Source organism: [Pantoea] beijingensis (assembly GCF_022647505.1).
GTDB lineage: Bacteria > Pseudomonadota > Gammaproteobacteria > Enterobacterales > Enterobacteriaceae > Erwinia > Erwinia beijingensis.
This window is the reverse complement of sequence record NZ_CP071409.1, coordinates 2,251,186-2,275,318: the sequence shown is the minus strand read 5'-3', so window position 1 is coordinate 2,275,318 and position 24,133 is coordinate 2,251,186. Positions and strand designations below refer to the sequence as shown.

At 51.3% G+C, this 24,133-nt stretch carries 21 protein-coding genes; 12 read left to right on the top strand and 9 right to left on the bottom strand.

Annotated features, from left to right (window positions below; translation table 11 throughout):
* Positions 1-24 precede the first annotated feature (24 nt).
* The 3 genes from exaC (at position 25) to J1C60_RS10240 (ending at position 3,693) form a co-directional block, all read left to right on the top strand.
* Positions 25-1,545, top strand: coding sequence for an acetaldehyde dehydrogenase ExaC (gene exaC, locus J1C60_RS10250; protein WP_128174114.1), 1,521 nt, complete (start codon positions 25-27; stop codon positions 1,543-1,545).
* Between the two features lie 171 nt (positions 1,546-1,716).
* Positions 1,717-2,157, top strand: a complete 441-nt coding sequence (locus J1C60_RS10245; protein WP_128174116.1) for a thiol-disulfide oxidoreductase DCC family protein — start codon at positions 1,717-1,719, stop codon at positions 2,155-2,157.
* Positions 2,158-2,511: 354 nt separating this feature from the next.
* Entirely contained in the window at positions 2,512-3,693 is a 1,182-nt protein-coding gene (locus tag J1C60_RS10240; protein WP_128174118.1) for an amidohydrolase family protein, read from the top strand.
* Positions 3,694-3,776: 83 nt separating this feature from the next.
* Here the strand turns inward: J1C60_RS10240 and J1C60_RS10235 are convergent, their stop codons facing one another.
* From J1C60_RS10235 to J1C60_RS10210, 6 genes are all read right to left on the bottom strand, one after another.
* A complete protein-coding gene (locus J1C60_RS10235; protein WP_235859139.1) occupies positions 3,777-5,729 on the bottom strand; it encodes a TonB-dependent receptor plug domain-containing protein in 1,953 nt (650 codons plus the stop codon).
* A gap of 160 nt (positions 5,730-5,889) precedes the next feature.
* Positions 5,890-6,708, bottom strand: coding sequence for a class I SAM-dependent methyltransferase (locus J1C60_RS10230; RefSeq protein ID WP_128174122.1), 819 nt, complete (start codon positions 6,706-6,708; stop codon positions 5,890-5,892).
* A gap of 2 nt (positions 6,709-6,710) precedes the next feature.
* A complete protein-coding gene (locus tag J1C60_RS10225) occupies positions 6,711-7,472 on the bottom strand; it encodes an ABC transporter ATP-binding protein (RefSeq protein ID WP_128174124.1) in 762 nt (253 codons plus the stop codon).
* The gene (locus J1C60_RS10220) at positions 7,469-8,461 is read right to left on the bottom strand and encodes a FecCD family ABC transporter permease (RefSeq protein WP_128174125.1); all 993 of its coding nucleotides are present in this window, start codon (positions 8,459-8,461) and stop codon (positions 7,469-7,471) included. The genes J1C60_RS10225 and J1C60_RS10220 overlap by 4 nt, the downstream gene beginning before the upstream one ends.
* Positions 8,458-9,486, bottom strand: a complete 1,029-nt coding sequence (locus tag J1C60_RS10215; protein WP_128174127.1) for an ABC transporter substrate-binding protein — start codon at positions 9,484-9,486, stop codon at positions 8,458-8,460. The genes J1C60_RS10220 and J1C60_RS10215 overlap by 4 nt, the downstream gene beginning before the upstream one ends.
* Before the next feature lie 278 nt (positions 9,487-9,764).
* Complete coding sequence (locus tag J1C60_RS10210; protein ID WP_128174129.1) at positions 9,765-9,992, bottom strand: putative hemolysin; 228 nt, start codon at positions 9,990-9,992, stop codon at positions 9,765-9,767.
* A gap of 1,215 nt (positions 9,993-11,207) precedes the next feature.
* Here J1C60_RS10210 and J1C60_RS10205 point away from each other — a divergent pair.
* From J1C60_RS10205 to msrA, 7 genes are all read left to right on the top strand, one after another.
* Positions 11,208-11,963 (top strand): fimbrial biogenesis chaperone, encoded by a 756-nt coding sequence (locus tag J1C60_RS10205; protein WP_128174131.1) that lies wholly within the window; start codon positions 11,208-11,210, stop codon positions 11,961-11,963.
* Complete coding sequence (locus J1C60_RS10200) at positions 11,964-14,645, top strand: fimbria/pilus outer membrane usher protein (protein WP_128174132.1); 2,682 nt, start codon at positions 11,964-11,966, stop codon at positions 14,643-14,645.
* Between the two features lie 54 nt (positions 14,646-14,699).
* Complete coding sequence (locus J1C60_RS10195; RefSeq protein WP_128174134.1) at positions 14,700-15,230, top strand: fimbrial protein; 531 nt, start codon at positions 14,700-14,702, stop codon at positions 15,228-15,230.
* A gap of 131 nt (positions 15,231-15,361) precedes the next feature.
* Positions 15,362-16,054 carry a hypothetical protein gene (locus J1C60_RS10190; RefSeq protein ID WP_128174136.1) on the top strand — a complete coding sequence of 231 codons (693 nt, stop codon included), beginning with the start codon at positions 15,362-15,364 and terminating at the stop codon, positions 16,052-16,054.
* Positions 16,055-16,178: 124 nt separating this feature from the next.
* A complete protein-coding gene (gene msrB, locus J1C60_RS10185) occupies positions 16,179-16,697 on the top strand; it encodes a peptide-methionine (R)-S-oxide reductase MsrB (protein WP_128174138.1) in 519 nt (172 codons plus the stop codon).
* Positions 16,698-16,798: 101 nt separating this feature from the next.
* Positions 16,799-18,547, top strand: coding sequence for a cytochrome c biogenesis protein DipZ (locus J1C60_RS10180; RefSeq protein ID WP_128174140.1), 1,749 nt, complete (start codon positions 16,799-16,801; stop codon positions 18,545-18,547).
* A gap of 17 nt (positions 18,548-18,564) precedes the next feature.
* Positions 18,565-19,284 (top strand): peptide-methionine (S)-S-oxide reductase MsrA, encoded by a 720-nt coding sequence (gene msrA, locus J1C60_RS10175; protein WP_128175022.1) that lies wholly within the window; start codon positions 18,565-18,567, stop codon positions 19,282-19,284.
* Between the two features lie 82 nt (positions 19,285-19,366).
* Here msrA and J1C60_RS10170 read toward each other — a convergent pair whose 3' ends face one another.
* A complete protein-coding gene (locus tag J1C60_RS10170) occupies positions 19,367-20,869 on the bottom strand; it encodes a sensor histidine kinase (protein WP_128174142.1) in 1,503 nt (500 codons plus the stop codon).
* Positions 20,870-20,879: 10 nt separating this feature from the next.
* Positions 20,880-21,602, bottom strand: a complete 723-nt coding sequence (locus J1C60_RS10165; protein ID WP_128174144.1) for a response regulator transcription factor — start codon at positions 21,600-21,602, stop codon at positions 20,880-20,882.
* A gap of 158 nt (positions 21,603-21,760) precedes the next feature.
* Between J1C60_RS10165 and J1C60_RS10160 the strand changes: the two genes are divergently transcribed.
* Positions 21,761-22,051: a hypothetical protein gene (locus tag J1C60_RS10160; RefSeq protein ID WP_128174146.1), complete on the top strand. Its 291-nt coding sequence runs from the start codon at positions 21,761-21,763 to the stop codon at positions 22,049-22,051.
* 91 nt (positions 22,052-22,142) lie between these two features.
* Here the strand turns inward: J1C60_RS10160 and J1C60_RS10155 are convergent, their stop codons facing one another.
* Complete coding sequence (locus J1C60_RS10155; RefSeq protein ID WP_128174148.1) at positions 22,143-22,607, bottom strand: RcnB family protein; 465 nt, start codon at positions 22,605-22,607, stop codon at positions 22,143-22,145.
* Positions 22,608-22,966: 359 nt separating this feature from the next.
* On the opposite strand from J1C60_RS10155, the gene J1C60_RS10150 reads away from it, so the two are divergent.
* The gene (locus J1C60_RS10150) at positions 22,967-24,067 is read left to right on the top strand and encodes a mandelate racemase/muconate lactonizing enzyme family protein (RefSeq protein ID WP_164877251.1); all 1,101 of its coding nucleotides are present in this window, start codon (positions 22,967-22,969) and stop codon (positions 24,065-24,067) included.
* The last annotated feature ends 66 nt before the right edge of the window (positions 24,068-24,133 follow it).

The following is a 24,133-nucleotide window of genomic DNA, read 5'->3' as shown; positions in this document are numbered from 1 at the left end:
CACCGGCCGGACAGGAGAAAGATCATGCGTTATGCATATCCCGGACACAAAGATTCGCTGATCGTACTGCAACAACGCTACGGTAATTTCATCAATGGTGAATTTATCCCGCCGGTAAATGGCGAGTATTTTCCCAATACCTCGCCCGTAAACGGCTCTTCTATTGGTGAGTTTCCACGTTCGGATGCGGCAGATATTGATAAGGCCGTCGAGGCCGCACATGCGGCGGCAGAGGGCTGGGGTAAAACGTCGGTTCAGGTCCGCTCTCTGACGTTACTGAAAATTGCCGACCGCCTTGAGCAAAACCTGGAGAGATTTGCGGTCAATGAAACCTGGGATAATGGTAAACCGGTACGTGAAACGCTGGCCGCGGATCTACCGCTGGCGGTCGATCACTTCCGCTATTTTGCTGGCTGCCTGCGCGCGCAGGAGGGGACGGCGGCGGAAATTGATGAGCACACCGCGGCCTACCACTTTCATGAACCGCTGGGTGTGGTGGCGCAGATCATTCCCTGGAACTTCCCACTGCTGATGGCGGCCTGGAAGCTGGCACCGGCGTTGGCGGCAGGTAACTGTGTGGTGTTGAAACCGGCCGAGCAGACGCCGTTATCGATTACGCTGTTTGCCGAGCTGATTAATGATCTTTTACCGCCGGGAGTCTTAAACGTCGTTCATGGTTACGGGCGTGAAGCGGGCGAAGCGCTGGCCTCACATCCGCGTATTGCTAAAGTTGCGTTTACCGGGTCGACCGCAACGGGCGGGCATATCCTTGAGCTGGCGGCGAAAAATCTGATCCCTTCAACAGTGGAGCTCGGGGGAAAATCGCCGAATATTTTTTTCGACGATATTATGCAGGCCGAACCGTCCTTTATTGAAAAAGCGGCTGAAGGGTTGGTACTGGGTTTCCTGAATCAGGGAGAAGTGTGTACCTGTCCGTCGCGCGCGCTGGTGCAGGAATCGATCTACGAGCCTTTTATGGCGGCCGTCATGAAGCGGGTTAATACCATTAAGCGCGGTGACCCGATGGACAGTGAAACGATGGTGGGCGCACAGGCATCACAGCAGCAGTTTGATAAGATCCTCTCCTATCTTGATATTGCGCAAAAAGAGGGGGCTGAAGTATTAACCGGCGGCGGTATTGAAGAGATGGATAGCGAATTGGCCAGCGGTTACTACATACAGCCGACGCTTCTGAAAGGCAACAATAGCATGCGGGTGTTTCAGGAGGAGATTTTCGGACCGGTGATTGGTATCACGACGTTTAAAGATGAGGCGGAGGCGATTGCCATTGCTAACGACTCAATCTATGGGTTGGGGGCCGGCGTCTGGACGCGGGATATAAACCGAGCTTACCGCGTTGGGCGGGCGATTAAAGCCGGTCGCGTATGGACAAACTGCTATCACCTTTATCCAGCCCATGCGGCCTTTGGCGGCTATAAAAAATCCGGCATTGGGCGTGAAACGCATAAAATGATGCTCGATCATTATCAACAAACTAAAAATCTGTTGGTGAGTTACGGCATACAACCGCTGGGCTTTTTCTGACAAAGCAGTCTGTTGTTCTCTTTGCCTGATAATACGGTGTCAACGAGTATCACGGGGCGAAGTGAGCCCCGTTTTTATGTACCGAATATGGCTGATACACCAGAGGTCAGGTCAGTTTATGTGACGTTGTCACGATAGCAGCCATAGCGGTTGCACCAACAGGAGAGACGCATGAGTCAACCACCCTGGCTGCAATCGGGTGATCGAGCCGTAATTTACGATGGTGTTTGCCGGCTATGTAATGGCTGGGTGAATTTCCTTATTCGCCACGACCGCTATCACAGCGTCAGGCTGGCCGCCGTGCAATCCGTGGAGGGCGAGGCGCTACTAAACTGGGCGGGGTTAGCTGCAAATAATGTCAAAACGATTGTGTTGATTGACGATGGCCGGGTTTTTCTACGCGCCGAGGCGATTTTCCGGGTGATGAAAGGATTACCCTGGCCGTGGCGTGTACTGGGTGTGCTGCGTTTTTTGCCTGCGGCACTCAGTAACCGCTGCTACGATTTGATTGCGCTTAATCGTTATCGTCTGTTTGGCCGGTACGATAGCTGTAGATGTCTTGAAGCTGACCATCCCCAACGCGTTATCCAGTCAAAGAAAACACCGCCTTGAACATGGCTTACGGCTTTCTCCTCGTATCCGGGAACCATTATTGCTTGTCTGAGATTTTTGTTACCACTTCCTGAAACCCTTCGCTCAGTTTTTGCTGTTTTTGTTAACGCTAATAAATGTGCGGTGCAACGTCGTGATATGGGTGATGAGTGACAGATCCAGGGCGATGGCCTGCGCAGCCAGCTACACGGTAACGCTGCGCTGAACGCGGGGCACAAAAGAGTATTGTCGGCGGCAATAGTCACTATCACCAGATTTAATTGGTGAACTCAGGGATGGCGTTTATATAGTGGTTTTTTTACGCCAGCGCAAACCTGCCTGACGTGATATTTTCCGTTCAGCAAAGGTAATCACATGAGCGATCGTCTTTTCATTAATGGCGTGGCCGCCAATGGCAGCGCCCTGAACCTGCATGTCCGTGAAGGCCGTTTTATTGCGATTGAGCCCGGGCAAGCGTTGAATCGGCCGCATGCGGAAGTTATTGATTTACAGGGACGCTTAGTGCTGCCGTCATTTGTTGACGGACATATCCACCTGGATAAAAGTTTTCTGGGTGAGCGCTGGCAGCCACATGTTCCCGTTTCCAGCCTGCGTGAACGGTTAGCGATTGAAAAAAAATTGCTGTCGCAGGTGGGGGCGGTTGAAGACCGCGCCAATACATTGATTGAGCAGGCGGTATCCTGGGGAACGCTGGCCATGCGCAGCCATGTTGACGTGGATGCAACGACCCATCTTGATAACTTGCATGCGGTCATGGCCGCACGCGAGAAATGGCGCGATATCATTGATATTGAGCTGGTGGCCTTCCCTCAGGCGGGGGTGATTTCTTGCCCGGGCAGCGCGGCTGTGCTGGAAGCCGCGCTCAAAGAGGGCGTCGAGGTAATCGGTGGGATCGACCCGACTACGCTGGACGGTGATGCCGATGCACAGCTAAATACGCTGTTTGGCCTGGCGGAGCGCTATGGGGTAAAAGTCGATATTCATCTGCACGAGCCGGACCAGACAGGTATTGCACAGTTGTTGCGCATTGCTGACCGCACCCGGGCGTTGGGGCTGAATGGCCGGGTGACCGTAAGCCATGCCTATGCCCTGGGGGATGTATCAGCGACGCAGGTTGAAACAACCGCGCATGCGCTGGCAGAGGCGGGCGTAGCGATATTAACGAATGCGCCAGGCGATCATGCTTTCCCGCCGGTGCTGGCATTACGTGCTGCGGGCGTCAGGGTATTTTCCGGTAATGATAATATCCGGGACGCTTGGTGGCCGTACGGTAACGGCGACATGTTACAGCGCGCGATGCTGGTTGGCTATCGCAGTGGCTTTAATACCGATGAAGAGCTGGGCATTGCGTTGGATATGGCAACTTATGCCGGGGCTGCGGTGCTCGGTATTCGCGATTACGGTATTCAGGTGGGCAGCGAGGCAAATTTTGTTGTACTCGACGCACCGAATGCGGCAGCGGCTGTGGTTACCGTGCCCGTTGAACGTGAGGTTTATCGTCGCGGACAGGCCATTAAGGGCATGCGCCGTCATTAAGGATGCAAACGTTAACCGCAGTTTGAAATCCCACGTTATCTTTTTCTGCCTCATGCCCGGTATTTGCCGGGCATGAGGGGTGATCAGAATTTATACTCGATGCCAGCCCAATAATTACGCCCTTCCTCGATAAATCCTTCACTGTAATAATAGACGGTATCAAAGAGATTATGCACTGAGGCATTCAGGCTCAGTCCATATCCGACATCATAGTCGGCGCGCACATGCGTGGTGGCGAAACCTGCGGCCTTTTGTGTTCCACGGCTATTACTGTAAGTGGACGATCGGGCTTCTTCCGAAATCGTAAGGGTCAACGGCTTCCATGGCGTAACGTTAATCCACGCATTCAGGGTCTGGATGGGTGTATCCGTTATTTTACCGGAGGTATTGTTTTTGGGAGCGCTGTGAATCAGCCCGTAACTCAGTCCCGTATCAACGCTGTCGAGTATTTTCCCTTTTATCCCCAGATCGAACCCAGCGTAATCCACCCGCCCACTGTTCCTGTTTTGAGTGGTACTGGCATCAATGTCATAAGATAAGATGGCATCGCTGATGCGGTTGTAATAGATGCTGGCTTCGTAGCCCCAATGTTGGCTGACGGTGCCGGAATAGGTGAGGTCAATGCTGTCTGCGCGTTCCGGCTTCAGCCACGGGTTAATTATGGACGTTTTGTTGTGAGCGGGTTTAACGGTGGTATAGCGCTCTTTCAGGGTAGGAAAGCGGGAGCGTTCTGAAAGGGAGAAAGACAGCGTGTCCTGGCTGGCGAAGGTATATTTCGCCATTATCTCCCAGTTGAAGGCCGACTGGCTGTTACTGTCAAAGTGCCTTACGATCCCCGTTTTTTCATATTTCATCCCCTGCAAGCTGTCGCGCCAGTCATAGCTGATGCCGGTAACGATCGCCAGGTTCTCCAGAGCATCCCACTGATATTCGCTGGCCAGAGACCAGGTTCTGTCCTTGTAGCGGTTATAAGGGGCATTAAACGTGCCTTTTTCTCTGTGCACATCGTCTTTCCAGTTAATCGCGAAAGAGAGTAAATCGCTTTCCCGAATATCTGCTGAAAGCTGTAAGCCTGCACCATTAGTATAATCAGCATAATGGCTATAATTACCACGCTTGTTCTGGAAATCTTTCAGAGAATTATACATAAACAGCGTGTTATCAAATTCATCACGATACGCACGGCTTTTTAATGTAAAACCGCCATTGAGGTGGGTTGTCCCCTGGTAATAATAGCTCTGTTTATTGTATTCAGGCCATTGCCAGTAACGCGCGTTTTGACTACCCGTTCCGCTATAAGGGGGATCGTTTTTTGCACCATCCTGGCTTATCCAGGTAAATATATACTCATCGTTTATGCGGGGGGTAAACCCCAGCTTTATAATGCCGCGCTTATCATCGGTAGATGAGTTGCTCATTTTACCGTGTTGACCGGCACGATTATTCGAGCCGTAAGGTAACCCGAGAAAATCCTGTTTTAATCGGCTACCATTGAGTTGCAGATAACCCAGATCGTTGCGGATGGCTAACGCAGCATGCGCATCCCAGACGTTATCACGATTGCGAACCCAGCCCTGACGGAAGCCAATGTTACCGGCCAATGGTGCGGTGGGTTTCGGCGTGGTGATATTAATGGCTCCTCCCATTTGGTTCGGCCCCTGTAATAAAGAGCTGTAGCCTTTTGAAACCTCCAGTGAGCTAATATCTGACGTGGAAAAACGGCCAAGATCGAGATTACCATCGTAGGGGACGTAAATCGGCACCCCATCAAAAAATATCGGCACCTGCCGACTATTAAAGCCCCTTACGCGAACCTGTAATTCGTTACGGCTACCTGATTTTTGTAATGTCACGCCAGGTATTAATGAGAGTGCACTGGCAACACTTTTTTTATCCAGGTTATTTATTGTGTCTTTTTCAAGAATATTGCTGGTGGCGGAAACGGGACTGGACCAAATCGTCATACTGTCTTCTGCGGCAAAGGCGGAACATCCGACAGAAAGTAGCAGTGTCAAAGAAAACGTATATTTCTTCATTTTTATATCCATATATAATGAGAATAATATATTAAGGTTGTTATTAACCTCGTCTGGTGTGATATGGCGGATTTACTTTTCACTGAATGTTTATTGCGTAGCTGGCTGTCGCGCTGAATATCTCTGGCGCATCATTGAGCGATCGGTCGTATCAATCGCGTCATGATAACGTCGCATCAGGAACGCTTGTCCATGAGATTAGCGCCCAGTCGCGTGTCGGCGTCACGATAGGTTCACCATTGCTAATCTTCTGCTGATACCAGACCAATAAGCGTTTTTTCTCTACGTCGTTTAATGATCCGCTGCTCCAGGTGACGTTATTGCAAAAACGTTCAAATGTGCTGTTATCACCCTGATAATTACTGCCGCGAATAAAATCCAGTCGTGCCTTTATCCCCATTTGATAGAGAATATTGATGGCGTAGATATAGGTAGGGAGCTCGACAACATCGCGGCCAAGAGCACGCTGGATAGCCGCTGGCATAAACAGAGGATCGACGATATGTGTGGTGTACACCCGCAGTCGCGCCTGTCGGTTTAAACGCCGCATGGCTGCTTTCAGGTCTGCTGGCAGCGTGGACCGGGAGGCGACGGCAATATCACATACCGGCAAATCGTCCCATGTTTCGTCCCAACTGCGTTCTATCCAGTGCGCATTAGCGACGCCTAGCCGTTGGGCCTGCCGAGTGGCGACGGCCAGCATGCCCGGGCTGTAGTCAATACCGTAAACCTGTTCTAACCGGGGTGACACAGCCAGCACAAGGTTGCCGGGCCCGCAGCCCATATCGAAGAAGGTCCGGGCACCGTGTAAATCGATTTTACCCAACAGCTGTTGCAGATAGCCGTCTTGGGGGAGGGACGCTCGTTCAGCCATTGCTTTAGCTCGTTTGTCCCAATGCGCCGGGGTTTTCTCGGTACGCCTCGCCAGACGAAGCTGCTGGCGATACAGTGCCGCGAAATCAATATCATCAATTAGCATGACTATTCTCCTGAATGATTTTGGCCGAGGTGCCGGCCGATTTGTCCGGGTGATACGCCATAAAGCACCGCCAGTGCGTCGTTAGCGAGCAGTGCGACAGCGCTACCCTGGTTTATTGCCCCGTTGGGCTGGATGCAAAGAATGCTGTCGGCGACAGCGCGGGCATGCAGAGGATGATGCGTCGACATGAGTATCGTTATGCCTTGTGAGCGGAGAGTTCTTACCGTATCCAGTAACCTGATTTGATGACCGAAATCCAGACTGGACGCGGGTTCGTCCATCAGCAGCAGTTGCGGTTGTTGTACCAGCGCGCGAGCAATTAATACCAGTTGCTTTTCCCCTCCACTTAACGCGGTCCAGCGTCTTTCTGCCAGATGCCGAATGCCCATGTCGTCAAGTTTCTGATACGCCAGTGCCTGCTCGCGGTGCCCTGGTGTTGTAAACGCGGACAAATATGGCGTGAGGCCCATCATTACCATCTCACTCACTCGAAAAGCAAAAGCCCCGTCGTGCGCCTGAGGCACCCAGGCGATATTTTTTGCGCGCGTGGCGGGCGACAACCGATCAATGGGAATGCCATTCAACAGGATTTCGCCATTCTCCACGGGGAGTACGCCAAGAATGCTCCGCATCAGGGTTGTTTTGCCGCACCCATTCGCGCCCACCAGGCAGGTCAATGTCCCGGAGTCGAGAGTAAATGAGGCGTCATGCAGCACGGAATGTCCGGGGTAGCCCAGCGAAACATGTGTGAATTGTAAGTTCATACTCTGCGGCCCCGGAGCAGCAACACCAGAAAAATGGGCGCACCGATAAAGGCGGTCAGAATACCCAACGGAATTTCCGTACTGGCGATGGAACGTGCCAGCGTATCCGTAAGAAGCAGTAAGATTGCGCCTAGTGCGGCGGCGACAGGCAGCAAACGCTGGTGGTTGCAGCCGACAAGTAGCCGACCAATATGGGGGACAGCGAGGCCAATCCAGCCGATCATTCCGGCAACCGAAACGGCACTGGCGGTCACTAACGTTGCGCTGAGAATTAAAATCAACCGTAAACGGGTAACATTGATGCCCATGGATAGCGCTTCATCATCAGAGAGACTCAGTACGTTAACGCGCCAGCGCAGCAGCAGGATGGGGGCAGCCCCGACAATAATAAGCGGGGTGATAGTCACGAGGTCGGCAAGCGTCAGACTGGAGAGCCCACCCAGTAACCAAAACGTGACGGTTGGAAGCTGAGTGTAGGGATCGGCGAGCACTTTGATTAATGAAATACCTGCACCGCAAAGTGTTCCCAGCGCGATACCTACCAGAATCAGAGTCAGGAGCGGATCGTGGCGGCGGGCTTTACGTGTCATGAACCACACGCTTGTTACCACAAGGACGCCACCGCAAAAGGCACTGGCCTGAATCATCACTATCGGCAGGCCTAACCAGATAGCAAAACAGGCGCCGAGGCCAGCACCGGCAGATACCCCTAAAATATCAGGCGACACCAGAGGATTGCGAAACATACCCTGAAAAGTTGCTCCGGCCAGAGATAGCGCGCCGCCAATCAACAGGGCGGCAAGGATCCGCGGGAGCCGGATATGCCAAAAGAGTAGCGCGGCCTGAGGAGGTACCGCAGCGTTGTCATGATGGGCCCATGCAGCAAACAGCTGAGCGAAGGGAAAAGGATAGGGGCCGGCGAGCATGGCCAGTCCGATACAGATGAGTGTGGTAAGCAACAACAGCCCGAATAACACGGGAGATTTCATGCAAGATCTCCTGCAGTATTGCACTGGGATGCCGTCAGCGCCGTATGCCAGAAGGTCTTAAAAAACAAGGCGATATCCTGCTTCAGGGTGGCTGCCACTGCGGGATCGAAATGGGCCTGTAATTTGCGCATCCCAAGTAAGCGATTGATGCCCGGTGGTGCATCCATCCAGCCAAAAGGGAGCCCGCTAAACAGCAGAATTTGCTGCCGGGCAATCGCCCGAATGCGTTGCCAGAGTGGGTCGGTCATCATTGCATGTAACGTCACGCGATCCTGAACCAGGATAATATCGGGCTGCCATAGCAGCAGATGTTCCATTGATACCTGAACAATACCGCTGCGCCCGTCGACGACAGCCACATTTTCCAGCCCGAGTTGCTCTGCTGCTTCCGTATGCAGCGAGCCCCTGAGCCCGGTTTCCAGCCCCCGAGCTCCTCTGGCGGCGTAGAAACGGATCGGTGAAGAGAGCCGCCGGGCAAAAGCCTGTGCTTCTGTCAGAAATCGCTGCGCCAGCTGCGCCTGTAATGCCGCTCTTGCAGGCATACCGAGTCTGTTCCCCGCAGCCTGTAGTTGGCGATCGGTGTTTTTTAACTCGCCTTTGATGAGCAACCACGGGATCCCGGTTTGCTGATAAACGCGACGCGCCTGAGATATCCAGGTGTCATCAACATTGCCGCAATCAATGATTAGCTCGGGATCAAGGAGGAGTAATTTTTCCAGCGGGAGCGTGCTGGCTCGACCGGCCAGACGGCCCAGTTTTGGCAATTGACAGTATGGCTGACCCAACCACGCACAGCCGTTGCCGGAAAAATCAAAAGATGAAAAGCCGATAAGCTTTTCCGGTGCCACCGCGAGCATCAGTATATCGGCAGGCGGGCCAGCACTTAGTACGCGGGTAATATCTGAGGCTGCAGGAAGGGTACCGATTGTCATTATTGTGGGATTCTCATCCGCCATGGCAGGCAGCCTCGCGGCGGCTAAGCCGGCGACAAGTGCCTGTATAAAAACTCTCCGTGTTAATAACATGCGATTTCCCGGTCAGCGTATGAAACGAGGTGGTGATTAATTAATCGTTATATAATTTTGTACATAACGATTCACCAGCTCGTTGATGTCGATCAATATTTCTGACAAGGAGAAGGCGTTACTACTTATTTGTCGAAAAGTCAGTCTGATAGGGGGAGAGGATACTCCCGGCACGTTGAACGGCCGGGCTTAGTATGCGTGCGCAATCGCTCATATTGCAGCCGGGTAATCCACCATCGGTATCTGTCATTATTAGCACGCGCTAACTACGCACTTTTTTAGCGGTGGTCGCGGTGGTATAGCGCCCACTCTTCCACTTTTTCACCGGAAGGAAGGGTGCAATAACCCGCTGTTCCTGTCTCCGTATCTGCCATATCAAGCTTACCGCCCTGTTGCTCACAGTAGACCGAGGCGGGGTTTGCCATACCGATAGGGTTTTTTTGGGGCGCTTCTGATGCGCAGGCAGTCAGAGTGATCGCTGCGATGAATAATGAGATTGCTTTCATAAATAGCTCCTTTTTACCTGCTGACTATAACGGTTGTTTGCCAGGCTGCAAGGGGGCTCCCTAAAAATCTGAACGGCAGCAGAGTGGTTGTCGGCTCTTCAGGCAATTGACGTTGAGGGCAGGGCAAAGCCATCGCACAGGTTTGAATGCGTTAGCCAGCATGACGTGCCCGATGTTATCGACAAACAGGCAGCCTTTAAGGCGATCTTTTCCACTTTCCTTTTATAATTCACGCGAATTAACATTTATTTTGAGTCCTAAGACGTGTCTCAAATCTTAAGAAGTGTCTTAATAAAGACTAAGATTTATATGATTTAGATCAATTTTGGCTGTTTTTTAATCTGGTTTTGTTGATTTATTGTTAATGATTGTGGTGTTTATTGTTTAATTATCGATTGCTAATATAAATGATATCTCAACGAAACTTTCTTTATTTTTTGTTGTGAAATTTCATTTTTAACACTTATTTAAATTTTTTTTAACAAAAAAGCAATGCAGTATGAATGGCGATAACTTTTTTTATTTCAAAGGGAAATGGTGAAAAGAAAATTACGGTTTGCATTTTTAATCTTCTAAATGATGAGGGGATTTCATGTCAAATGTTTCATAAATGTTAAAATAAACGTAATTGACGCCAGGATCTTTGCATGGATAATGCACCCCATCGACAGCAGGGCATATATAATATTTTACGAAATCATCACGATTTAAAATTAATCTGATTGCGTGGTGAGGTGAAATTTCGCGTCTCAAGAAAATTGATGCCGGGTAAAGTTATATAATCTTCGTCAGGTGTAATTTAATAATATCCTTTTGTGCATTGTGCGGGATGAAGTGACCAACAATTCTGGATGTGACGCGGTGGCAGGAATATAAAAATCCATCCATATTATTTATTGCCTTGTTTCATGAAAAACAGGACCAGATAAAACTGAGGTTCGAATTGTCGTGGTGACATATTTAACGTTACTTTTATTAGCCGGAAGATGGCCTTAATTTCAACGGTGGAATTGCGCGTCTGACCATCAGATGACGTGATTTACGGTTTGCCCGGGTCGTGTTTTCTCTCCACTGCTCGCAGGTCAACGCCCATAAATGAACGTGGGTGGCGAGAGCATTGAATGAGTATCAGTGCTTTTTCAATTAAAATTTAATGTACAGGGGTGTTATTTTCAGCGGCATTGATTATTAAACACCATACCTTCACTCCATTTTATGGGTAAAGAAATGAATGTATTCAAAATTAAACTATATGGTCTTTATTGTATTCTGAGCCAGGTTAACAAATCTATAATCGGGATTTTTATTGTATTCCTGTTATTTTCACTATCGTCATGGGCCGGTGAGGGGGGTATTTCTCTCGGCAGTACTCGGGTTATTTATCCAGCTGAGTCTAAGGGTGAGAGTCTTTCTGTTTTAAATTCATCAACAGCGAAGCGTTATTTGATTCAGTCTTGGGTGGAAAATGAATCAGGGAATAAAACGACCGATATTATCGTTACGCCGCCGTTATATAACAGCGCGCCAGGTAGCCAGAATCAGCTAAAAATTATCGCTACGCGTCCCGTTGGGCGGCCCGATCGTGAGCAACTTTATTACCTGAATGTGAAAAGTATTCCAGCTATTGACAGAAAAGAGATGGAGGGCAAAAACGCGCTTCTGGTGACGGTCAATACGAAGATAAAACTGTTTGTGCGCCCAAAAGGCTTATCGCTCTCCTTCGGAGAGGCTGCAAAAAAATTACAGTTTTATGCCGAAAAAAATCACCTGATCGCGGAAAACCCGACGCCATATTACCTGACGCTCACCAACATCCGGGCAGGCGGAAAACCCGTAACGAACTTGATGATCGCCCCCTTTAGCCGAATGGCTATTGCACCAGAAGCCGCGGCAGGCGTGACATATAGCGTGATTAATGATTTTGGTGGGCAGTCTGAAGATATTACTGCGACGGTGAAACAGGGACCATAAATGAGCAGGATAGTTTCGCAACGTGCTGCATTTTCATCACGACACCGGACTCCTTCAACCATACGAAAAGTAAAGATAGTGCTCGGTGTGGTAACGCTGTGTTTCCTTTCTGGCGTCGCCAGAAGCGAACTCTGGGTACCGGAAGGGGTAATTGCTAACGAAAATCTGGCCGATCTTTCAGCCTTTAATGTCTCCGAAGGGCAACTACCCGGCACATATGCTGTGGCGATCTACCTGAACGGGGAGGTTATCGGTAACAGAGATATCGCGTTTATGCCTGCAAAAAACGCTGTTACAACGGACGAGGCGCCGCTTCCAACAGGGAGGAAAACTCCGTTTGTCGCGCCGCATGCCGGGGCCATACGTGATAACACCGGGCTGGTTCCCTGTCTCACCCGCCAGGACATGCAGGATTTTGGCCTCAGGCTGGAAAAATTTCCGGTACTGGCAGCGGTGTCGCAAGGGGCATGCCTCGTCCCGGGTAATGAGATCCCCGATGCCTTTACCGAGTTTGATTTTGGACAAATGCGTTTGAATATCAGCATACCTCAGGCGGATTTATCGGCGCGGGCTCGGGGGGACATTTCTCCGGACCGCTGGGATAACGGTATTAATGCAGCCCTGTTGAATTACAGCGTGAGCGGGGGAGAACGTACCGGGCGCTATGGCAGAAGCAGCGACTACATTCTGCATCTTGATAGTGGGCTGAATATTGAAGCCTGGCGCTTACGGGATGGTCGGACCCTGAGTTACCAGAATAGCCGGCGTTATCACGTCAGCGAGTGGCAGCACAGCAATACTTATCTGGAACGGGCCATTCCCCCTTTCCGCAGTAATCTGACGCTCGGTGATAGCCGAACTGAAAACGATGTATTTGATTCGCTGGGGTTTCGTGGAGCACGCCTTGCGACGGATGAAGAGATGTTTCCGGACAGTCTGCACGGATTCGCCCCGGTGATCCGGGGAATGGCCAACTCCAGCGCGGAGGTGACCGTTCGACAAGGGGGATATGTGGTGTATCAGACACCGGTGCCGGCGGGGCCCTTTGTCATCCGCGATCTCTGGGCAATCGGCACCTCCGGCGACCTTGAGGTCACGGTAAAGGAAGCAGACGGGAGCCGTAAAGTGTTTACCGTCCCTTATTCCACCTTACCGGTACTGGTTCGTGAAGGATATAAGAAATATGGCCTGACCGTGGGACAACTACGTAGCAGCAGCGAGCACTATCAGACGCCGCTGTTCGTTCAGGGAGAACTGAAGTGGGGGCTAACGGGAGGCGTGACGGCCTATGGCGGTATGCAGCTATCGGCACGTTATCAGGCGGCGGCGGCGGGAGTCGGGATCAATTTGGCTCAGGTTGGTGCGGTTTCCGCTGATGTGACTCATGCCGACAGTATGCTGGCAGACGGTAGCCATCATCGGGGGCAGTCGGCCCGTTTTTTATACTCCTGGCGTCTGAAGGCGACCGATACCACGTTTAACCTGGTTGGTTATCGCTACTCCACTCAAGGGTTTCACACGCTGGATGAAACGGCGTTGAAAGGGATGCGTGGCTGGCTCTACGCCGATGATCGTCAGGATGGCGGATCACGTCCCGTTAGCTCTTCATATAACGACTATTACAATTTGTACAGCGCCAGGAAAGGACGTCTGGAAGCGACGGTGACGCAAAAAATAAGCAGGCTCGGGTCCTTGTATCTTACCGGTGTGCGGGAGAACTACTGGAGTGGGCGCAACGCATCGGCCTCATGGCAGGCGGGAATCAGTGGTTACGTTGGCCGCATCAGTTACAACCTGGGGGGACGCTACCAGCAGTCGGATCAACATCCCCATGCGGATAAATCGGCTTCGCTTTTTCTTTCTGTTCCGCTGGAGGGGCTCTTTTCTGGCCAACGCAGAGCAACGGGCGGCATGTTAAATGCCAGTTTCAGCCTGAATGAGGATAACAGTGGGAGTGTTAGCCAACAGACTGGATTGAACGGGACGGCTCTTGAGGAACAACGACTGGGCTGGAGTTTGTCACAGGGACATAGCCGCGCTGGCCGCGAGAGCGGAAACGTTAGCCTGACATATCGCGGAGGAAAGGGGACGGCCAACATGGGATATAGCTATAGCGATCATTACCACAGTATGGACGTCGGCTTTAATGGCGGAGCAATACTGCACGGTGGTGGGTTGACGCTGGGACAATCGTTTTACGACGGTGCCGCGTTGGTTGCCGCTAAAGGCGGCAAAGGGACGAAAGTGAGCAACACATCTGGAGTAAAGCTGGATAAACGAGGATACGCCCTGGTTCCCTGGGTCATGCCGTACCGGGAAAACAGTCTGTCGTTGGATGTGACCAGTATGCCGGACGATCTTGATTCTGACGGTGCATCACAAACGGTTATACCGTCCCGGGGCGCGGTTGTCCGGACGGAATTTATGACAAAGCAGGGTGTGCGGGTACTTATGACACTGCTGCATAACGGAAAATATTTGCCATTCGGTACCGTGGTTACCGGCGGGACCGCCAGCGGTATTACCGGGGATGACGGGCAGGTGTATCTATCTGGCCTCCCTCCTGCTGGTGAACTGAAGGCAAAGTGGGGCCGAACCTCGGCAGAGCAGTGCTCGGTCACTTATCAGTTACCAACGCATGCCAAAGTGAGCGTTGTGCAACTAACGGAAAACTGCCGCTAAAGGCGGCGCTTATCAATATATCAACTGACTTAATACGATACGGAGAACAAAAAAATGTTAATGACAACTACCCGGAAAACGACTGCCGTGCGTCACATCGCTAAATCGGCCGTGCTGACTATTGCCCTGTCAGCTTTACCGCTGTTGGCGCAGGCTGATACCAGCAAGGCAAGAGTTACCATTAAGGGAACGATACTTGCAAACACCTGTGAAATTGCTAACGGCGAATCGATAGATTTGGGTGCTATCAACCAGCTTCAGTTTAGGGCAGCCCTATACAAGGCCAAGGAACAAAAGGTCATCACGCTAGAGAAGTGTGGAACAGAAGCAAAAAATGTCAAAGTCGTGGTGAGGAACATTGGCAACAACAGTGCTAATAGTTCGGAGGCCGCTGTCGGCGTTGAGGTGGTACTGTTCAATGGCAATAAAGAGCTAGTGATGAATCAGGAAAGTGATGCCATTACTCTAAAAAAAGAAGGTAAACTCAACACGATTGTGCTGGCTCCTGCATTAAGAATGGATATGAACACGTTCAAATCAGGAAGATTTGAGTCTGCTATCGACCTCGATATCACATATCCGTAATCGTCAAAGTGCCTGCCGTCAAACACAGTGGATCGCGTGTTCGGGCGGCAGCGCAGGATGCCGAAGGTGAACGGCCTGTATACGGTAGAGCCTAACCGATAGCGTCCGGTAAATAGTCAACAGGAGAGAGCATGTCACTTTTTTTAAGAAGCTGTGCCGGGATGTGGCTGCTGATTTTTTCCACAGCCGGGAGTTGTGGACAGATTGAGATAGGTCAAACAAATGGGGGAGCATTCAGCTTTAGTGTAGAGCTGTCACCGACGGAAATGAACCGGTTTACTTTCCTCGTCAGAGACGCAGAGGGAAAAATATGTTCTTTGCGTTATACTCACTTCTCAGCCAGTGGTTTCACTGGCAAGCAGTCGATTCAAGATAGCCGTAAGAATCACTCTTATGAGCTCCACCCAGACACCATATTCCAGATTTCAGGGACAGGCATGGTTATATGTCAGTCTAATACTCCGCCAGTATCGGGGGCGTTTGACGCTTTCACACCGAAGTCCGGTAATCTCCACATAACGATTCCGCTCATAGTCAGTAACTATGCGACACGTCACGGATGGGACAGGAATAGCTATCAGTATCGGGACGTGATCGATTTTGGTGTACTACGCGTGGGTGAAACAAAACGCTTTACGGGATTCTCCGCTCCGCCTGCGGGCAGCGATCTGTTCATTAACGGCGTTTCCAGTAGCGCGAGTCTCATATCGATCGATGGCGGCGGTATTGCAAACATCGCTGTGGAGCATGGCTCTCTGTGGGTAACCGGTCTGAAAGCAGGCATCGTGAATACTTCCGTGGAACTGCGTTTAGAGCTGGAGTGAGCGGATGAACGTGCGAGCTCTCTATCACTGGGAAGCTGTCACGAATTTGTGAATATTTCGGGAGGATTTGGTAAGCATTCTCTTATTAGATTGACATTATCTCTTTACGGCCTGTGAGGCGGTGATGTTAAACAGACGACAGTTTTTGTTGAGCAGTGGGGGTATCGTCGCCGTGGGGTGGGTGGCAGGGCACATGCCCTCGTTGTTTGCCGCTAATACTGCGCCCGCCACGATGCCGGATGTGGAAAAGTTTGACATTACCCATACCGAAAGACAGTGGCGCGAGCAACTGACGGCCGGGCAGTATTTCATCCTGCGTGAAGCAGGCACCGAAATTCCCTACTCCAGCCCGCTAAATAACGAACATCGGCAGGGTATTTTTTTCTGTGCGGGGTGCGACCTTCCGGTTTTTTCCTCGCTGACGAAATTTGACAGTCACACGGGCTGGCCCAGTTTCTGGCAGCCGCTGGAAAAAGCGGTAGTGAAACGGCGTGATATCACATTTGGTGTGGTACGTCAGGAAGTACATTGCCGCCGCTGCGGCGGTCATTTAGGGCATGTCTTTGATGATGGCCCGCCGCCAACCGGGCTGCGTTACTGCATGAATGGCGCAGCGATGCTGTTCAGGCCGGACAAACTATAACATGACTTATCACGCGCAAAATATGACCGCAGGCGTCATGCATCAACGCAGACTATCGGGCGATATCAGGTGGTTTTCCTGATGGAAGAAGGGTTTTTACTATGCTGGTGATCATTCTTGCTTATTTGGGGGGGGTGTTGACCATTGCCAGCCCCTGTATCTTACCCGTGCTCCCTTTTGTTTTTTCACGCGCCGATCGATCTTTTACCCGTACCAGCCTGCCGCTGCTGGCCGGGATGGCATTGACGTTCACGCTATTCGCGACGCTGGCTGCTGTTGGTGGCGGTTGGGCTGTGGCAACCAACCAATATGGACGGGATGTGGCGCTGGTGCTAATGGCGCTATTTGGTATCACACTGCTATTTCCGCATCTGGCGGAGCGTGTGATGCATCCGCTGGTCTCTGCCGGTAATTCACTGTCAAATCGCATTGCGGTGGGACAGTCCAACAGTGTGGGGAGTTCGTTGCTGTTAGGCATTGCCACCGGACTATTGTGGGCCCCCTGCGCGGGACCGATTTTGGGACTGGTGCTGACCGGTGCCGCATTGCAGGGCGCAAGCATAGGCGCTTCTCTTTTACTGCTGGCTTACGCTGCCGGTGCGATGACCTCACTGGCGTTGGCGCTGCTGATTGGCGGTAAAGTTTTCAGCGCGATGAGGCGCTCGCTGGGGGTTGGAGAGTGGATTCGCCGTATTCTGGGGGCGGGTATGCTGCTGGGTGTGGTCGCCATTACCTTTGGCCTGGATACCGGTGTACTGGCGCGCTTGTCGATTGCATCAACGGGCGGTATTGAACAAAGGCTGATCCAAAAACTGTCGCCAGACAGTGCGAAAAAAACACCGGCTGCCGTCACCGCATCTTCCGGGAGCAGGGATCTACCTCAACTCACCGATGAAGGCATGATGCCGCCGCTTAGCGGCGCCGTGCAGTGGTTGAATTCATCGCCGTTAACCACCGAGTCGTTACGGGGCAAAGTGGTTTTGGTGGATTTCTGGACCTACTCCTGTATCAACTGTTTGCGCGCGCTGCCTTATGTTAAAGCCTGGGCGGAGAAGTATCGCGATCGGGGTCTGGTGGTTATTGGCGTTCATGCCCCGGAGTTCGCCTTTGAACGTGATATCGATAATGTAACCAAAGAGGCGAAAAAGTTGGGTGTAACTTACCCAATCGCGATCGATAATGATTATCGTATCTGGCGGGCATTTAACAATCAGTACTGGCCAGCACACTACTTTATTGATGCGAAAGGACATATTCGCTACCAGCATTTTGGCGAGGGTGAGTATGACCAGTCTGAGCGGGTGATCCAGCAACTCTTGCAGCAAGCGGGGGCGAAAAACGTCAATGACAGCATTAGTACGGTTTCGGCAACGGGCGTTGAGCAAGCGGCCAGCGGGCAGGACGATATTTCACCCGAAGCATACCTTGGCTATATGCGGGCGGAAAACTTTGCTTCAGGTAAGGCTACCGGTGATAGCCCGGCCAATTACCTTCAGCCGTTGGCCTTACCGCTGAACAGTTGGGGGCTGGAAGGGCGCTGGACCATAGGCGGAGAGCACATCACGTTAAATGCGGAAAAAGGACGAATTATTTATCGGTTCCATGCCCGCGATCTGCATCTTGTTATGGGGCCAGGTGGAAATGGCAAACCTGTTCGCTTTCACGTCTTGCTTGATGGCAAGGCTCCGGGAGGAATGCACGGCGCGGATGTCGCACCTGATGGTCGCGGTGCAGTGACCGAACAGCGCTTGTACCAGTTAATTCGTCAGTCCGGCGGCGACGGTGAACACACCTTCAGCATTGAGTTTGAAGATGCGGGCGTGAACGCATATGCCTTCACATTTGGTTAATAAAGGCGATTATCATGATGAAACAACGTGCTCGTTCTTTTGCTTCTGGTCGTGTCTGGTTGATTGGCGCACCGCTGTTAGTGATTGTCGCGATGGCATGCCAGAACGTCGCCTGGCCTGATACCGAAACGGCGATCGTGATTCCCGCACCGCAGGAGGATGAGGTGCCAGGCAAGGCGCATCTGGAAACCGCCGTGTTTGCCGGAGGCTGTTTCTGGGGTGTGCAGGGTGTTTTTCAGCATGTTAAGGGTGTCACCAGTGCGACATCGGGTTATACCGGTGGTAAAGCTCGCACCGCCAATTATCCTACCGTTAGCATGGGGATGACCGGACATGCGGAGTCAGTGGAGGTGATCTTCGATCCGCACAAGGTCACGTACGGTCAACTGTTGCAAATTTTTTTCTCAGTGGTGCACAATCCGACCGAGCTGAATCGCCAGGGGCCGGATTATGGTCCGCAGTACCGTTCCACCCTATTCCCGATGAGTGAATCTCAGGAAAACGTGGCAAAAGCCTATATCGCCCAGTTGAACAACAGCCACCGCTTTAGCGCGCCGCTGGTGACTACGGTGGAGGAGAATGCCCATTTTTATCCGGCGGAGAAATACCACCAGAATTTCCTGAATGACAACCCAGACTACCCTTACATTGTTATCAATGATTTGCCAAAAGTGGAGCAGTTGAAAACGCTTTTCCCGGCCCTGTGGCAAAGCGAGCCAACGCGGGTTAAAGGGTAAAGTTTTTAAACGATGCGCGGGTTATATTGCCGCCATCCGGCGGTATTTTATCTCGCGTTTAAGTGTATGTTCGCAAGGTGAGTTACGTTTGTCCGTGTGTCTGGTCAGGCCTGCCGCTTGACGCCGGGACAGCGAATTCAAAACAGGCCCCGCCTTCCTCGTGCTCAACCAGCGTAATATCACTTTCATGCAGTTGTAAAATCCGACGCACAATCATCAACCCAAGCCCTCCGGGTCGGTATTTCTGTTGACTGAGAATTGAGGGACGTTCGAATAAACTGCCTTTCAGTTCATCAGCAATACCCGGGCCAGAATCTTTCAGGCGTACCACGACATTATCCTGTTGTTGCCAGAGGTGGACGTCTATTTGCCCGTTTTCTGGTGTATGACGGATTGCATTATCCAGCAGATTAGTCAACACCCGTTCAATCATCCCCAGGTCGGCGTTCACCAGCGGAAGTCCGGGCGCGATCGAGGCGACCAACCTTTGCTGGCGAGGCTCGGTAGTGAGTTCAAACTTTTGAAACACATCTTGCAGGAGTTCACTAAGCGAGAAGGGCTCTTTATTGGCTTTAACGACACCGTATTCCAGCCGTGCCAGCTCAAATAGCTCCTGCGCCAGTCGGCTGACTTTGCGACTTTGATTCAGTGCGATATTCAGGTAGCGCTGGCGTTCTTCTTCACCCAGACTGGTGGACTTCACCGATAGCGTTTCCAGATAGCCATGCAGCGAAGTGAGGGGCGTGCGCAGATCGTGCGAGATATTGGCAATAAATTCCCTGCGCAGCTGATCCTGGGTTTTCAGACTTTGCCACTGTTGGTCAATGCGCTGAGCGAGGCTAATAAATGCCTGCTGCAATTGAGCCACTTCGTCACGCGCCGTACCGGTCGGGGACTTACTTTGCGCCAGCGCCTGAATGGCGCTCATTCCGCCGCTGTCGAGCTTGGCGATTTGTGCCGTCAACTGGCGCATCGGTTTGGTGATCCAGCGAAACGCCAGTATTCCAGCCAGTCCGCCGAAAATGATAACAAGCACCATTGAGCGCAGCGTTATCCACAGAGCAGAGAGGTACTGCGCCTGGCTTGACAACATAGTGTAGTGTTCGCCGAGCAGCACGATATAGACATAGCCCTTGACGGTATTGCCCATTCTTAACGGTGCAACACTGAATACCTGACGCGTTTGTGGGTCACGCGGATTATCTCCATAAATTGGCATGGGTGCGCCATGGAGGAGTGCCTGAAGAGGTTTTAAGTCGATACGTTTCTTAAGGATTTTCCCCGCAGGTGCCGCACTGCTAATAATATTGCCTTCTTTGTCCAGCAGATAGACTTCAACGCTGGGATTCACCGACATCAATTGCCCAAAGAGCGAATGGACGGAGGCCTGATTCAGACCATTCTGGCTGAGTAATGGATTGTGGCTGGCGATCTGCTCCGCCAGATTGGCCGACAGGCGCTGAATGACGCCCTGGCTGTATTCATTGGCTGTGCGTACCTGCAAATAACCGGAGATCACACAGCAGGCCAGCAGTAGCGCGGTAAAAGCCAGCATCAGGCGCCGGGATAATGTGATATTTTTCATAACAGACTTCTTATGCGTCTTTGGCCGTGGAAGCGAATTTATAGCCCAAACCCCACACGGTTAGCAGACGCTCGGGCTCCGACGGGTTACGTTCTATTTTCAGCCGTAGTCGGTTAATGTGCGTATTGACGGTATGCTCGTAACCTTCGTGCTGGTAGCCCCACACCTGGTTAAGCAGGCTGATGCGTGAAAAGACTTTGCCGGGATTTTTGGCGAAAAAATAGAGCAAATCAAATTCGCGTGGAGTCAGGACGACCCGCTTTTTATCCAGGTGTACCTCGCGTGCTATGGGATCAATCACCAGACCGGAAAGTCGCAGCGTGCCCGCATCAATTTTCATATTGTGAAGCATGGCTTCCTGGCGGCGAAACAGTGCTTTTACCCGAGCGACCAGCTCCAGCATTGAAAATGGTTTTGCCAGATAGTCATCGGCGCCTAGCTCAAGCCCGAGCACGCGATGCAACTCGCTGGAACGCGCGCTGATAATGATGATTGGCGTATAGCGTGTTTTCATGCGTGCCCGACGGCAGATCTCCAGCCCGTCAATACCGGGTAGCATCACATCCAGGATCAGCGCATCCCAGTCATCCCTTGCCAGTAGCTCGACGCCCTGGTTGCCGTCGCTGGCATGGGTAATGTCATATCCTTCATCGTGAAGGTGTAGGGTAAGCAGATCGGCAATATCGCCATCATCTTCCACAATCAGGATTTTTTTTAATTTTTCCCCTGTCATGCTGCACCTCTATTCTTCTCATTCGCTTTTTTGCAGTTTACACAACCCCATCCGCCGCCGTTGAGATATCACATTTTGTTTAATTCCAGGTGAAGCCTTGGGGAACAAATTTGCTGAACACTCGTAATGATATCTCGACAACAATATAGGGATCGGCAATGAATAAATACGCGATGCTGGCCGTGTCGGCAGCCTGCTTATTGGGGCTGGTGGGAATCAGCTATGCGGCAGTTACGGTACCGCAAACGTCATCTGGCGCGACTTCGAAAGGTTGCCTGCAAAAAGAGGGGATGAACAAATGCGCCGGGGACAAAGAACGCGCGCCGCAGGGTATGATGATGAAATCGGCTGGTCATTCAGGTTCAATGATGATGATGCAGAGCGAACCACGCCCGGGTTCCATGATGATGAAAAAGAGTGATACACAAAAAGCGGATACAGGGCAGTAATGCCGTTGTTTACCCCATCAATGATTTGCTGAGGTGACGCCGGCAGTCGGGGAAATCAGTCACGGAAGCACGCAGGCTTCCGTGACTTTTCTTATTGCTGGTAAAAAATTTCGCCTGATTCTGCCTGTACGATTTTACCCTCGGCCTCGGTGATCAACACATAGTTGCCACCCATATAAGTCCAGTGTGTTCCATCAGTGGGCTGTGGCAGATTGCGAGTTTTCCAGTCAACGACTTGATATTGCCTGGTGCGATAGCGGTCCGGGACGATGCTGCCAATGCTGAAGCGCTGAAAATCAGCGAAGAAGGTTTTAACCGCATACGGATGAGCGGGGTCTGGTTTTCCTTCATCATCCTGATCGTGTTCCGCAGGTGTTTGCACATCAGGCGTTTGGCCGGAGGAGGTCACGCCCTGATTCTGCGCATCGATGTCTGCCTGAGCGGTGGCGTCGGGTGAATTTTGTACGAGCGGTTCCTGGCCTTCAGCATATGCAGTCGATATCGCTGGCAAGGCACTCAATAATACTGCTGATAAAAATACGATCGTCTTACTCATTATTTCTCCTTATTGGACACCGTCAGCGATGAGGCGTACACACTCAATTCTACAAAAGTCTATTCATTCTGTTTTTACTTTCTTGCACACAACGCTGTGCCAACACGCTAGTGATCTTACCCATGTAGAGCGGATGCACAACCGAATTTTGGTTTCTTTATTGAAACGAAAGATTCAGACAGGCGGAGAAACGGGACCTGATGATTTGGCACGGCAGCCATTGCGAGACAACACAGCCTTAGCGTTGAACTTTTCCGATTTGCAGACCAACATCTCTCAGCACATTTTGCAGTATTCGAGTTAGGTAACGGGAGAATAATTGCCCGATGACGTTTACGTCCTCTATAAGAGACCTCACCATGAACATTGCACGCATAGAAACCATCCCTTATAAAATTCCCTATATCACACCATTGGCGTTCGCTACGGGACGTATTGATAACGTTGAAAACGTTCTGATCCGACTCTGGACTACCGACGGCGTGATGGGGGAGGCGGAAGCGCCTTCACGTCCTTATATTTACGGCGAATCTCAGCAATCGATCATTACGGCTATCAATGAATGGCTTTTTCCCTCTATTAAAGATCTCCGTATTTTTGATAAAGAGAAAATAGCCCAGAAGATGGCGTGGGTTGTGGGAAATTACACCGCGAAAGCGGCTATCGATCTCGCGATTCACGATGCGATGGGAAAGTATCTACAGATGAGCTGCCATCAGTTGTTCGGCGGCATGAGCAATCAATTAACCGTCAGCCATATGATTGGGTATGACTCACCGGAAAAAATGGCTGAGCAGGCGTTAGCGATGCGTCAACAATACGGGATAAACAGTTTCAAGGTTAAAACGGGTAAGGACTATAGAAAGGATATTAAGGCCTGTACAGAAATAAGAAAATGCTTGCCGGACGCTACGTTATACCTTGACGCCAATCATGGCTGGCGCGCAGACCAGGCCATTTCCGTCTACCACGCGATACGAGAGTTAGACTTCGCTTTTTTTGAAGAGCCGTCACCTGCTGCCGATCGAATCGGCAGGCATCGACTGAATAAGGAGATGGCGATTCCCGTTTGCGGCGATGAAAGTTGTATTTCTTTAGCTGATGTTAGTCGGGAAATTTTTGATGGAATATCGTCGATGATATGTATAAAAATGGCCAGAACTGGCATCACCGAATCCACTAAAATACTGCATTTATGCGAAGGTCTATCTGTTCCCGTCTACGTGGGGAATCAGGGCGATACCCAAATCGGGACATTAAACAGTTTGCACTTCGGTGCTGCCTTCAAACATGCATGTGAAAAACCAGCAGAGCTAACGAACTTTCTTGAAATTCGCGATGACTTACAGGCTGACGCTCTCGAAATTAAAGAGGGTAAAATGCGTATCCCGACAGATAGCATTGGCATGGGCATACATATTGATGAACATAAGCTTAATTATTATCGCCAGGATAGGTAGGGCTTGTGGCATGATATCCCCTAGTGCCCCTCTGCAGGGCGCACCCGGGGGACATCATCAGGTCAA